Raw genomic sequence first — 12,408 nt, forward strand, 5'->3', positions numbered from 1 at the left:
ACGAGCGGCTGGGTTCTTCAATCAGCAGCAGCCATCCGATCGCGGCTGCCCGCCGGCGCGACGATGGCTTGCAGTCCACCGAGCTCGGACTCGGCGAGAATGAGCTGCCATCCATAGGCACTGAGCACGTCCTGAACGATCGCGAGGCCGAGGCCGGCCCCTTCGCCACGCTCGTCCAGCCTGACCCCGCGTTCGAGCACGCGTGAACGTTCGGCCGGCGCGATGCCCGGACCATCATCCTCGACCGTGATCGCCGGTTTCGCCGCATCCGCGACTATGCGCACTTCGCTCTTGGCGTGACGAGCGGCGTTTTCCAAGAGATTGCCGAGCACTTCCGCCAGATCAGTGCGATCGAGCGGGACGCTCGGCTCGCCCGTCATGCAGGTCTTGAAGGCGATCCGCTGTGCCGCAGGCGTACGCGCCAGCGTCAGGATCAGGGACTGGACAAGCGGTCTGAGCGGCGTGGAAATACTGCCGCGCAGGCGAGCCGTCCCCCTCGCCCGCGCACGTGCCAGCTCGCGGTCGACGTGACGGCTCATTGTCTCGCCGACGGCCTCGATTGCCTGCGCGACCTCCTGCTCACCGCGCTGACGCAACAGCGCGACATCGGCCGCGAGTGCGGCAAGCGGCGTCTTCAGCCCGTGTGCCAGGTCGGCCGCGCGGCTGCGCGACCGTTCGATTTCGCGTTCCTGGGCGTCGATCAGGCTGTTGACCTCTTCCACCAGCGGCTTCACCTCAGTCGGGACCTCGACAGGGAGATGCTTGCGCTGCCCCGAGCGGACGTCCGCGACGCCGCGGCGAAGTGCGTCCAGCGGACGAAGGCCCAGGCCGACTTGGATCGAGGTGGCCGCCGCCAGCACCAGCCCCAGCACGCCAAGCGCCAGCGCCAGATCCCTGGCGAAATGCGAGGCGGCGGCCGACACGCGGGCGAGATCGGCCGCCACCGCGACGCGCACCGGCGCGCGGCGGTCCCCCAGGGTGAGCATCACGCGGCGTTCGCTGACTAGGAGCCGCGTGTCTGCGGGTCCAGGGATGACATGACGATGCAATTCGCGAGGCGACGGCTCATCCCGCGGCAGGTCCAACGCCGTGTCCCAGAGCGAACGTGAACGCAGCACCTGACCGCCATCGTCCGATACCTGCCAGTACAAGCCCGAAAGAGGGTCTGCAAAACGAGGATCGGCCGGCGGCCGGCCCACCACCAGCCTGCCCTGCGCATCGGCGTCGATACCCGCGACGAGTTGCTTCAGATAAACGTCGAGATCCTCGCCGATGGTGCGCGCGACATGGCGTTCGAACAGCAACGTCAGCCCGGCGCCGGCAATCGTCAGCGCGATCAGGATAGCTACGAGTCCGCCAGCGACCAGTCGCAGCCGCAGCGAGCCCCAGCTCATGGCGTCGTCTCCGGTACCAGATAACCGAAGCCGCGCCGGGTCTCGATCAGGTCGGCACCGAGCTTCTTGCGCACGCGGCCGATCAGCACTTCGAGCGCATTCGACTCGTGGTCCTCGCCGTGGCCATAGACGTTTTCATCGAGCTCCTGCTGCGATACGACGCGGCCGCGATGGTGCAGGAGAAAGGCGATCAGGCGGTATTCCAACGGCGACAACGCGACGGGTACGCCGCGCAGCATCACCTTCATTTGACGCTCGTCGAGCTCGACCTCGCCGGCGATGATCCGTGGCGAGGCATGCCCCGCCGAGCGGCGCACGATCGAGCGCAGCCGCGCCAGCAATTCCTCCATGCGGAACGGTTTCGGCAGGTAATCGTCGGCGCCCGCGTCGATGCCATCGACGCGCTCGGCCCAGCTGCCGCGCGCCGTCAGGATCAGCACCGGCATAGACCGCCCATTCGCGCGCCAGCGCTTGAGCACCGCCAGACCGTCCATGCCGGGCAAGCCGAGATCGAGGACGATCGCGCCGTAATCCTCGGTGTCACCGCGGAACCAGGCTTCCTCGCCGTTGCCGACGGTCTCGACCACATAACCGGCCGCGCGCAGCGCCCTCTCCACATCGGCCGCGATCCGTCGATCGTCCTCCACGAGCAGCACGCGCATCACTTCTCCTTGATGCGTTCGATCTCGCCGCTACGCGCGTCCACATGCGCTTCGTAGAGCCGGCCCTTGTCGTCGACCAGGCGAAACTCGTAAATCCAGCGGCCGCGCTCACGCTCTATCTCGACCCCCGCAACCTCGCCCGGCAGCTTGCCACGAAGCGAGGCGAGAATGTCGGCGAGCGACTTGATCTCGCCGGCCTCGACTGCGCGGCGAACCGCGTCCGGCGCGCCCTTATCGTGGTCGCCTGCGGCCGCAGGCATCGGCGCGAGCAGGAATCCTGCCAGCAGCGGCACCGCGAGGAATTCCAGAAAGCCTGAGGATTGCATTGGCAGAGAATGCCCCAATCGACCTGACAAATTGCTGACGTGGATCAACAGGCGGCCGTCAGGGCGGTTCTGGCACTGTCCGCCCATCGCCTCGCCGCATGACGCGGCCGGGCGCCACAAGCTGGAGAGAACATGCGCAAGATCACCATCATCGCCGCCACCGCCGCCTTGCTCGTAGCCGCCGCGACCGCTCACGCCGGCAGCCTCGGGCGTCCCTGCACTGCGGCGCCGCAGACCAGCTGGCTGTCGATCGAGCAATTGCAGTCCAAGATCGAAGCCCAGGGCTACAAGGTCCAGAAGGCCAAGCTCAAGAACGCCTGCGGCGAGCTCTACACGATCGACAAGTCCGGCAGCCGGGTCGAATTGTTCGTCGATCCGACCAGCGGCCGGATCGTCGGTCAGCTGTAAGGGGCCGCATCATGAGCGCCATTCACGATACGGTCGTAGCCGGCGGCGCCAAGCCGCCGGCTACGGTAAAGGTCTGGGACCTTTTCGTGCGCGTATTCCATTGGTCGCTGGCCGGGCTGTTTCTGCTCGCCTATGCGACCGGGGACGAGATAGAAAAGATCCATATCGCCGCCGGCTACACCATTGCCGGGTTGCTTGCGCTCCGGATCGTGTGGGGCTTCGTGGGACCGCGCCATGCACGCTTCAGCGACTTCGTGCGCTCGCCGCGCGCGGTGCTCGCCTATATGCGCGATGTGGCGCTGCTCAGGGCGCCACGCTTTCTTGGCCACAATCCTGCCGGCGGCATGATGGTCGTGGCGCTGATCGTCATGCTGATCGGCACCTGCACCACCGGCTACATGATGACGACCGACAGCTTCTGGGGAGCGAAATGGGTGGAGGAGGTCCATGAGGCGTTCGCCAACCTCACGATCGGCCTCGTGGTCGTCCATGTGCTTGGCGTCCTGCTGGCAAGCTTCGAGCACCGTGAGAGCCTGGTGACGGCGATGATCACGGGAAGGAAGCGTCCATCATGAGCGAGGTCGGTTGGCCTGCCCGCCCCCTTTCCGAAAGGCGCGACGACAGCTTGACCTCTGCGGCCATGAAGCAATCGACTGAGATCAACCGAAGCGCGCCACGAACGGCGAGCAGCCTTCCAAAGGGGCTGGCCCGCTTGAGGCAAATCAACCCATCGATGCTCCGGTGGGCTAAGCGAAACCTGCAATCGATCAGCGCTTCGCTCGCCTCCAGGTCTGGGTTTTTCCTCATGCGAGTCCGTCGCAGAACTCTCCCTCTCACCTCGTCCGGGGGCGTGCTCGTTCGTGCGCTCTTCGCCGTTGCATTGAGCCTGCTGAGTTCGGTATCGATGGCGCAGGACGAGGTGAAGCTGAGCGATGCGCAGGCGCGCAATCTCGGCGTCCGCGTAACCCATCCGGTTGCCAGCCGGACCGATCTGACGCTGCCCTACCCGGTCCAGATCATGGTCCCCACGCCGCAATTGTGGGTCGTCAGCGCACCGGTGGCGGGCATGGTCGCCAACCTCCTGGTCGGGCGCGGCGACCGCGCCACGGCCGGCCAGCCGCTGGTCACCCTGGAGAGTCCAAGCTTCGTCTCCCAGCAACGCGACTATTTGCACGCGATCGCGCAGGAGCATCTCGCGAGCCAGCAACTCAAGCGGAACGTCGATCTGTTCGAGGGCAAGGCCGTGCCGCAACGCGTGCTGGAGGCGAGCCAGGCCGAAGCGCGCCAGGCCGCTCTCGTCGTCGCCGAACGGCGCCAGATGCTGCGCCTCAGCGGGATGTCGGACGATGCCATTTCCCGACTGGCCCAGGAAGCGGCGATCAGCGGCACGCTCACGGTCAATGCGCCGCAAACCGCGTCCGTGGTCGACGTCGCGGTGTCGCCAGGGCAGCGGCTCGAACAATCCGCGCCGCTGGTCAAGCTGGCGCGGCTGTCGCCGCTATGGGCCGAGATCGCAGTTCCCGCCGCCAATATTCGAGCGATCCGCACCGGTGCGAAAGTCGAGATCGAGGGCTATTCCACGCCCGGCACGGTCGTGCTGGTCTCCGAGACCATCGACCCTGCCACCCAGACCATCCTGGTGCGCGCGGAGGTCCCCAACGACGGCGAGCTGCATCCCGGTCAGACCACCGCGGCCCGCATCGGCTTTCTTTCCGCCGGCGAAAGCGCCTTTGAGATTCCCTATAGCGGGCTGATCCGGAGGGGCGAGCAGACCTCGGTCTTCGTCGCCTTCGACGGCGGCTTCCGCCTGGTCCCGGTCAAGCTGCTCGCTGAGGATCAGGATCACGTCGTCGTGTCGGGCCCGATTACGGACCGGGATGCGATCGCGATCGGCGGCATCTCGGCGCTTCGCGGCATTCTCTTAGGCCTGGGACAATAGATGCTCCGCCGCCTGGTTGCGTTCGCGTTGTCGCAGCGGCTGTTCGTGATGCTGAGCGTGCTGCTGCTGATCGGCGCGGGCGCCGTCCTCCTGCCCGGCCTGCCGATCGACGCCTTTCCCGACGTCTCGCCGGTTCAGGTGAAGATCATCATGAAGGCGCCGGGCCTCACCCCCGAAGAAGTCGAGCAGCGCATTACCGTCCCCGTCGAGCTCGAGCTGCTCGGATTGCCGAACAAGAAGGTGCTTCGTTCGACCACGAAATACGCGCTGGCCGACATCACCGTCGATTTCGAGGACGGCACCGACATCTACTGGGCACGCAACCAGGTCTCGGAGCGCCTGTCGAACATCTCGCGCGACTTCCCGGAAGGGGTGAGCGGCGGTCTGGCGCCGATCACGAGCCCCCTCGGCGAGATGTTCATGTTCACCATCGACAGTCCCGAGCTTTCGCTCGCCGAGCGCCGGACCCTGCTCGACTGGGTGATCCGCCCCGCGCTGCGGACCGTGCCCGGCGTTGCCGACGTCAATGCGCTCGGCGGCTATGTCCGCGCCTTCGAGATCGTGCCGCGCAACGACGCGCTGGCGGCGCGCGGCATTTCCTACGACCTGTTTCGCCGAGCCATCGAAGCCAACAGCCGCAACGACGGCGCCGGACGGGTGAACCAGGGCGAGGACAGCGCGCTGGTTCGGATCGAAGGCAGCATCCGTTCGATCGAGGACATCAAGGCCATCGTGGTCGACACCCGCGAGGGTGTGCCGATCCTGGTCAACGACGTCGCGACCGTCAAAGTCGGGACGCTGACGCGCTATGGCGCCGTCACGGCGGACGGCCGCGGCGAAACCGTCGAGGGGCTCGTCCTCGGCCTGCGCGGCGCCAACGCGGGTCAGCTCATCCGCGACGTACGCGCCCGGCTCGCCGAGCTGCAAGGCTCGCTGCCCAAGAGTGTTTCGATCAACGTGTTCTATGACCGCAGCCGCCTGGTCAATCGCGCCGTCGGCACCGTGGTGCGGGCCCTCGGCGAGGCCACCGCTCTCGTCATCGTTCTTCTGCTGCTCTTCCTCGGCAATTGGCGGGCTTCGCTCGTGATCGCGCTCAGCCTGCCGCTCGCCATCGTGATCGCGTTGATCATCATGCGCGTGGTGGGAATGTCGGCCAACCTGATGAGCCTCGGCGGACTTGCGATCGCGATCGGCATGCTGATCGACGCCCTGGTGGTCGTGGTCGAGAACATCGTCGGCAACCTCGGCAAGCACGAACCGGGCAAGTCTCTCCCGCTGATCCACCTGATCTACCGTTCGGTTTGCGAAGTGCTGGAGCCGGTCGCCTCGGGCGTGCTCATCATCATCATCGTGTTCGTCCCCCTGCTGACGCTGCAGGGGCTGGAGGGCAAGCTGTTCATCCCGGTCGCGCTGGCCATCATTTTCGCGCTGGCCGGCTCGCTGCTGCTGGCGCTCACCGTGATCCCGGTCGCGACCTCCTTCGTGCTCAAATCCGCCTCGCATCGCGATCCCCTGCTGGTGCGTGCGGCCCAACGGGTCTACGCCCCGGCACTGGACTGGGCCTTGAACAACGAGCGCAAGGTGATGGCGGCTGCCCTGATCGGCCTGGTCGCGGCGGGCTTCGCCTACACCAAGCTCGGCAAGACCTTCATGCCGACGATGGACGAAGGCGATGTCATCGTCAGCGTGGAGACGCTTCCCTCCGTCAACCTCGACGAGTCGCTTGCCATGAACGCCAGGCTCCAGACCGCGCTTTTGGCCGTGCCTGATATTGCCGGCATCGTCGCCCGCACCGGGTCGGACGAGCTTGGCCTCGATCCCATGGGTCCCAACCAGACCGACACGTTCCTCGTGCTCAAGCCGGCGGCCGAGCGCGCGACCGACAACCGCGAGGCCCTGCTGCAGAAGCTTCGCGAGGTCCTGACCGGCTTTCCCGGCATCTCGCTCAGCTTCACCCAGCCCATCGACATGCGCGTGCAGGAGATGATCAGCGGCGTGCGCGGCGACGTCGCCGTCAAGATCTTCGGCCCCGACATCGCCAGGTTGAATGAAACCGCGGCAAGACTGTCGGCGATCCTCTCCAGCATCGACGGGGCCGAGGACGTCTACACCACGCTGAACGAAGGCGCCCAATATTACACGGTCGCGGTCAATCGCATGGAGGCCGGCCGCCTCGGCCTGACCGTGGACTCCATCGTCAACTCGCTGCGAACCCAGATCGAGGGCCGAACCATCGGGACCGCGCTCGAGGAGGGACGCCGCACGCCGATCCTGGTCCGGGGCAGCGAGACGACGCGGGAAGCGCCGACGCTGCTGGCGAGCCTGCCGCTGACGCTGGCCTCGGGACAGCATGTCGCGTTGTCACAGGTCGTCCGCATCCAGCGCGTCGACGGTCCGGTGAAGATCGACCGCGAGGACGGCGCCCGCATGAGCGTGGTGCGCGCCAACGTGCGCGGCCGCGACATGGTCGGATTCGTCGAAGCCGCACGCCAGAAGGTGGCGAGCGAGCTGCCGCTTCCGAACGGCTACCGGCTGACCTGGGGCGGACAGTTCGAGAACCAGCAACGCGCCGCCGCGCGCCTGTCGATCGTGGTTCCCGTCGCGATCGGCCTGATCTTCGTGCTGCTGTTCACCACGTTCGGCGCCATCCGCCAGGCCTTGCTGGTGCTCGTCAACATTCCCTTTGCCCTGATCGGCGGCGTCTTCGCCCTGGTGGTGACGGGTGAGTACCTGTCGGTGCCGGCCTCGGTCGGATTCATCGCGCTGCTCGGCATTGCCGTGCTCAACGGCGTCGTCCTGGTGTCCTATTTCAATCAGCTGCGCGCCCACGGCCTCCCCGAGCACCGCATCGTCGTCGAGGGCGCCATGCGCAGGCTGCGGCCCGTGCTGATGACCGCGAGCATCACGGCGCTGGGCCTGATCCCGCTGCTGTTCGCATCCGGTCCGGGATCCGAGGTGCAGCGACCGCTTGCCATCGTCGTGATCGGAGGATTGCTGTCCTCCACCCTGCTCACCCTGATTCTCCTGCCGATCCTGTATCGCCGCTATGGCGGGACGTCGAAGGTGGCGAAATGATCGACCAGCTTGTCTGCCTCACGCTGATCGTGCCGCATCGGCTGCGCGACGAGGTGTTCGACCATCTCGCCGAACAGAGCGATCTGGTCTCCGGATTCACGGCCACGCCGGGCTCGGGTCACGGCACCGAGGTTCGATTGCATACGGCCGCCGAACGCGTGAAGGGCCATGCCGACCAGACCGTCGTGCAGGTGGTGCTGGCAGGCAAAGATGCCAGCCGGCTGCTCGACCGTCTGCGGGTTTCGTTCGCCGGAACCAAGCTGGTCTACTGGACGACGCAGGTCATGGAACTCGGCCGGATCGACTGAGAGGTCGGCCTATTCGGCCGACGCCCTGGCGTGGCGCTCGGACGATTCCAGCGCGGCGGCGGTCAGTTTGCGTCGGCGCCAGATGGTGCCGACCACCAGCACGACGATGACGCCGAGCGCGGCGCAGAAATATTCGCCGCCGGCCCCGCCATGGCCGAACTGCGGCGGGATACGCAAGGCACCGAGCATGCTGTCGAGCGAGGCGCCGAACGGACCGTCGAACAGCGTGTGCAGCCTGGGCGCGACGCCGGGATCGGTCGCCATCACCTCGCCCGCGATCCAGCCGAGCAGCGCCGCACCGGCCCAGACCAGCACCGGCAGCTTTTCGAGCAGCGCCATGATCAGCGCCGCGCCGGCGACGATCAGCGGCACGCTGATGGCAAGGCCGAGGATCAGGAGCGGCACGCTGCCATTGGCAGCGGCAGCCACCGCGATGACGTTGTCGAGACTCATGACGATGTCGGCGACCACGACGATCTGGATGGCGTGCCACAGATGCGCGGCGGCGTCGACGTCGTCCTCGTCCTCGTGTTCCGGCACCAGGAGCTTGGCCGCGATCACGATCAGCGCGAGTCCGCCGATCAGCTTGAGGTACGGCAGCTCCATCAGCGTTGCGACGATGCCGGTGAAGATGATCCGCAGCATCACCGCCGCACCGGCACCGAAGATCATGCCCCACAGCCGGTGTCGCGGCGAGAGGCCGCGGCAGGCCAGCGCAATCACCAGCGCGTTGTCGCCGGAGAGCAGGATGTTGATCCAGATGATCTTGCCGACCGCGATCCAGAAGGTCGGCGCAGCCATCTCGTTGCGAAACTGGGTGAAGAACGCCCCGATCGTCGCGGGATCGAAGATCTGCCAGAGCCAGTCCACAATGAGTCCTTTCGTCCGGTCTTTAACTTACGGCGGATTGATCAGCCGACGATCTCGTTGCCCGAGAAGAACTGCGCGATCTCGATCGCGGCCGTCTCCGGCGCATCCGAGCCGTGCACCGAATTCTCGCCGATCGACTTGGCGTAGAGCTTGCGGACGGTGCCCTCGGCCGCCTTGGCCGGATCGGTCGCGCCCATCACCTCGCGGTACTTGGCGATCGCGCCCTCGCCTTCCAGCACCTGCACCACGACCGGAGCGGAGGTCATGAACTCGACCAGCTCGCCGAAGAACGGGCGCGCCTTGTGGACGGCATAGAAGGTCTCGGCCTGTTCCTTGGTCATGCGGATGCGTTTCTGCGCGACGATCCGCAGGCCCGCCTTTTCGATCACGGCATTGACGGCGCCGGTCAGGTTACGCTCGGTCGCGTCGGGCTTGATGATCGAGAAAGTCCGTTCGATGGCCATGATCTTGTCCTTGGGAAGAAAAGCGGTGATTGCCGGGTTGCGGGGCTTATATCGGCGCCTTTGCCGGACGGCAAGCGAGCGCCGGGACGACATCACAGGCTTCGCCGCCGGCGGCACGGCCGGATCCGGACATGAATTACCGAGATTTCACCGAGATGAACCGAATCTGAAGCCTCCATTCAGGCTTTGGTTCGGCCTGCCGGCTTATGCTCCTTCCATCGAAGCCCAAACCTGACCATCAGGCGGACGTTTCGGCGCCTTTCCATCGACGCGGATCGCCCCCGCGCCGGCAGTTTTGAGGAGATCACCATGTTGAGGAAACTTTCGCTTGCCGCTGTCGCTGCGGTTGCGCTCGGTGCCGCGTTGGCGCCGACCTCGGCCTCCGCTCACTGGCGTGGCGGCGGCCCGGGCTGGCATGGGCATGGCGGTGGCGGCTGGCACGGCGGCTACCGCTGGGGCGGACCGCGCTTCTATGCCCCGGTCTCCTACGGTTATGGCGGCTGCTATGTGCGCCGGCTGGTCCCGACCCCCTGGGGACCCCGCTGGCGGCTGATCAACCGCTGCTACTGAGCCCGACAGCACCTTTCTAAACCCCCAAGGTATCTGCGCCCCCCACAGGTACCTTCCAAGAGAAGCCCCGGCGATCCCCCCGCCGGGGCTTCGCATTTTGAGTGGATGGCGCGGGGTTCATGCAATTTTGACGAGAATGGCAGTGATCCCCAAGGAATGGCGAAACCATTTTGGGGGTCAATGACTTGGTACCGTGTCTTTACTCTGAGCACACGGAACCGCGCGATGGTTGGGCCCTTTGCCAATGACAGCGAACAGATCGACCGGCGCACCAGCCGCTCGATTTGCGATGCCGTGGGCGAACGGCTCCAGCAGAGCCTGCGTCCCGAAACACGGCTCCCGACCCATCTCGAGCAGCTCCTCAACGAGCTGGAGCGGCGCGACCGCGACGCGCATTGAGCGGCGGTCAAGCCATCGCAGAAACGGGTTGCGTTTGACCACGGCTGCGGTGACAAGGCCGCATGCTGTCCATTACCGACCTCTCCATCCGCCTCGCCGGACGCCTTCTGATTGACCAGAGTTCCGTGCAGATCACGCCTGGCTCGCGCGTCGGTCTGGTCGGACGCAACGGCACCGGCAAGTCGACGCTGTTCAAGGTGATCCGCGGCGAGCTGGCCGCCGAGCACGGCTCGGTGACCTTGCCGCCGCGCTGGCGGATCGGCAGCCTGGCCCAAGAAGCCCCGAACGGGCCGGAAAGCCTGATCTCCGTCGTGCTCAAGGCCGACCTCGAACGCGACGCGCTGCTCACTGAAGCCGAGAGCGCGACCGATCCGCATCGGATCGCCGAGATCCAGACCCGCCTGGTCGACATCGACGCGCATTCGGCGCCGAGCCGCGCCGCCGCGATTCTCTCCGGCCTCGGCTTCTCCGCCGCCGATCAGCTCCGCCCCTGCGCCGAATTCTCCGGCGGCTGGCGCATGCGCGTCGCGCTTGCCGCCACCCTGTTCGCGGCCCCCGATTTGTTGCTGCTCGACGAGCCCACCAACTATCTCGACCTCGAAGGCACGTTATGGCTGGAGGATCACCTCGCGCATTATCCGCGCACCGTGATCGTGATCAGCCACGACCGCGATCTGCTGGAAAGCTCGGTCGACCAGATCCTGCATCTGGAGCGCGGCAAGCTCACGCTCTACAAGGGCAGCTATTCCTCATTCGAGGAGCAGCGCGCCGCGCGCGAGCTGCTCGATGCCAAGCAGGTCAAGCGCCAGGAGGCCGAACGCGCCCGCCTGCAGGCCTTCGTCGACCGCTTCAAGGCCAAGGCTTCGAAAGCGCGGCAGGCACAGTCTCGCGTCAAGATGCTGGAGCGGCTGAAGCCGATCGCGGCGCTGGTGACCGAGGACGTGCGCGAGATCAGCTTTCCCGCGCCGGAAAAGATCCTCTCGCCGCCGATCATCGCGGTCGACAACGCCTCCGTCGGCTACGATCCCGCCGGGCCCGTGCTCAATCGCGTCACCTTGCGCATCGACAACGACGACCGCATCGCGCTGCTGGGTGCCAACGGCAACGGCAAGTCGACGCTGGTCAAGTTGCTGGCCGGACGCCTTGCGCCGTTCTCCGGCAGGGTGACGCGGGCCGACAAGCTGTCGATCGCCTATTTCGCGCAGCACCAGCTCGACGAATTGAATGAAGACGCCTCCGCCTACGACCATGTCCGCAAGCTGATGGGCGATGCGCCGGAGGCCAAGGTGCGGGCGCGCGCCGGCGCGATCGGCTTCTCCGGCAAGGCGGCCGACACCAAGGCCGGCAAATTGTCGGGCGGCGAGAAGGCACGGCTGCTCCTGGGCCTTGCGACCTTCTTCGGTCCCAACATGATCATCCTGGACGAGCCGACCAACCATCTCGACATCGACAGCCGCGGCGCTTTGGCCGAAGCCATCAACGAATTTCCCGGCGCGGTGATCATGGTCTCGCACGACCGCTATCTGATCGAGGCCTGCGCCGACCGGCTCTGGATCGTCGCCGATCGCACCGTCACCAATTACGACGGCGACCTCGACGAATATCGCCGCCTGGTGCTGTCCACACGCAACGGCGAGCCTGCCCCGCGCGAGCGCAGTGCGCCAAGCGAAAAGCCGCAGCGCGCAAGGTCGGACAATCGCGGCTCGCTGAAGAAGCGCATCGCGGAGGCCGAAGCCGAGATCGCCCGCGTCAGCGAGATCATCACCAAGATCGATACGGCCCTTGCCCTGCCCGACATTTTTACGCGCGATCCCAAGCAGGCCGCGCAGCTGTCGAAGGCGCGGGCCAACGCGGCCGACGCGCTGGCGCGGGCGGAAGAGCAATGGCTGGAAGCAAGCACGCAGTTCGATCAGGCGGCGGGGTAAGCGAGCTCTCGTGTCCCGGACGCGGCGCGTCATGAAATGACGCGACGCAGAGCCGGGAGCCATGCGTC

The 12,408-nt window shown here is 66.3% G+C and carries 14 protein-coding genes; 9 read left to right on the forward strand and 5 right to left on the reverse strand.

Features of this window, described 5'->3' with window-relative positions:
- Window positions 1-17: 17 nt before the first annotated feature.
- Genes D6B98_RS18790 through D6B98_RS18800 form a run of 3 tightly spaced genes read right to left on the reverse strand, consistent with a single transcriptional unit; the run spans window position 18 to window position 2,382 of the window.
- Window positions 18-1,394, reverse strand: a complete 1,377-nt coding sequence (locus tag D6B98_RS18790; protein ID WP_126258437.1) for a sensor histidine kinase — start codon at window positions 1,392-1,394, stop codon at window positions 18-20.
- Window positions 1,391-2,056, reverse strand: a complete 666-nt coding sequence (locus D6B98_RS18795; RefSeq protein ID WP_126258438.1) for a response regulator transcription factor — start codon at window positions 2,054-2,056, stop codon at window positions 1,391-1,393. The genes D6B98_RS18790 and D6B98_RS18795 overlap by 4 nt, the downstream gene beginning before the upstream one ends.
- Complete coding sequence (locus tag D6B98_RS18800; protein WP_126258439.1) at window positions 2,056-2,382, reverse strand: PepSY domain-containing protein; 327 nt, start codon at window positions 2,380-2,382, stop codon at window positions 2,056-2,058. The genes D6B98_RS18795 and D6B98_RS18800 overlap by 1 nt, the downstream gene beginning before the upstream one ends.
- Before the next feature lie 132 nt (window positions 2,383-2,514).
- On the opposite strand from D6B98_RS18800, the gene D6B98_RS18805 reads away from it, so the two are divergent.
- From D6B98_RS18805 to D6B98_RS18825, 5 genes are all read left to right on the forward strand, one after another.
- On the forward strand, window positions 2,515-2,790 hold the full coding sequence (locus D6B98_RS18805; RefSeq protein WP_126258440.1) for a PepSY domain-containing protein: 276 nt from the start codon (window positions 2,515-2,517) through the stop codon (window positions 2,788-2,790).
- A gap of 11 nt (window positions 2,791-2,801) precedes the next feature.
- The gene (locus D6B98_RS18810) at window positions 2,802-3,365 is read left to right on the forward strand and encodes a cytochrome b/b6 domain-containing protein (RefSeq protein WP_126258441.1); all 564 of its coding nucleotides are present in this window, start codon (window positions 2,802-2,804) and stop codon (window positions 3,363-3,365) included.
- Between the two features lie 329 nt (window positions 3,366-3,694).
- Window positions 3,695-4,729: an efflux RND transporter periplasmic adaptor subunit gene (locus tag D6B98_RS18815; RefSeq protein ID WP_245481425.1), complete on the forward strand. Its 1,035-nt coding sequence runs from the start codon at window positions 3,695-3,697 to the stop codon at window positions 4,727-4,729.
- The gene (locus D6B98_RS18820; protein ID WP_126258443.1) at window positions 4,730-7,804 is read left to right on the forward strand and encodes an efflux RND transporter permease subunit; all 3,075 of its coding nucleotides are present in this window, start codon (window positions 4,730-4,732) and stop codon (window positions 7,802-7,804) included.
- Complete coding sequence (locus D6B98_RS18825) at window positions 7,801-8,112, forward strand: DUF3240 family protein (RefSeq protein WP_126258444.1); 312 nt, start codon at window positions 7,801-7,803, stop codon at window positions 8,110-8,112. Before D6B98_RS18820 ends, D6B98_RS18825 begins: the two co-directional genes overlap by 4 nt.
- Window positions 8,113-8,121: 9 nt before the next feature.
- Here the strand turns inward: D6B98_RS18825 and D6B98_RS18830 are convergent, their stop codons facing one another.
- Both D6B98_RS18830 and ndk read right to left on the reverse strand, forming a co-directional pair.
- A complete protein-coding gene (locus D6B98_RS18830; RefSeq protein WP_126258445.1) occupies window positions 8,122-8,982 on the reverse strand; it encodes a TerC family protein in 861 nt (286 codons plus the stop codon).
- Between the two features lie 41 nt (window positions 8,983-9,023).
- Window positions 9,024-9,446 carry a nucleoside-diphosphate kinase gene (gene ndk, locus D6B98_RS18835; protein WP_126258446.1) on the reverse strand — a complete coding sequence of 141 codons (423 nt, stop codon included), beginning with the start codon at window positions 9,444-9,446 and terminating at the stop codon, window positions 9,024-9,026.
- Between ndk and D6B98_RS18840 the strand changes: the two genes are divergently transcribed.
- The 4 genes from D6B98_RS18840 (at window position 9,439) to D6B98_RS18850 (ending at window position 12,340) form a co-directional block, all read left to right on the forward strand.
- Window positions 9,439-9,681: a hypothetical protein gene (locus tag D6B98_RS18840; protein ID WP_126258447.1), complete on the forward strand. Its 243-nt coding sequence runs from the start codon at window positions 9,439-9,441 to the stop codon at window positions 9,679-9,681. The genes ndk and D6B98_RS18840 overlap by 8 nt on opposite strands.
- A 74-nt stretch (window positions 9,682-9,755) precedes the next feature.
- On the forward strand, window positions 9,756-10,016 hold the full coding sequence (locus tag D6B98_RS18845) for a sulfur globule protein precursor (protein ID WP_126258448.1): 261 nt from the start codon (window positions 9,756-9,758) through the stop codon (window positions 10,014-10,016).
- A 225-nt stretch (window positions 10,017-10,241) separates the two neighbouring features.
- Window positions 10,242-10,415: a hypothetical protein gene (locus D6B98_RS39980; protein ID WP_164718711.1), complete on the forward strand. Its 174-nt coding sequence runs from the start codon at window positions 10,242-10,244 to the stop codon at window positions 10,413-10,415.
- A 62-nt stretch (window positions 10,416-10,477) separates the two neighbouring features.
- Complete coding sequence (locus D6B98_RS18850; RefSeq protein WP_126258449.1) at window positions 10,478-12,340, forward strand: ABC-F family ATP-binding cassette domain-containing protein; 1,863 nt, start codon at window positions 10,478-10,480, stop codon at window positions 12,338-12,340.
- The last annotated feature ends 68 nt before the right edge of the window (window positions 12,341-12,408 follow it).

The organism is Bradyrhizobium sp. LVM 105 (assembly GCF_003957705.1).
Taxonomy (GTDB): domain Bacteria; phylum Pseudomonadota; class Alphaproteobacteria; order Rhizobiales; family Xanthobacteraceae; genus Bradyrhizobium; species Bradyrhizobium frederickii.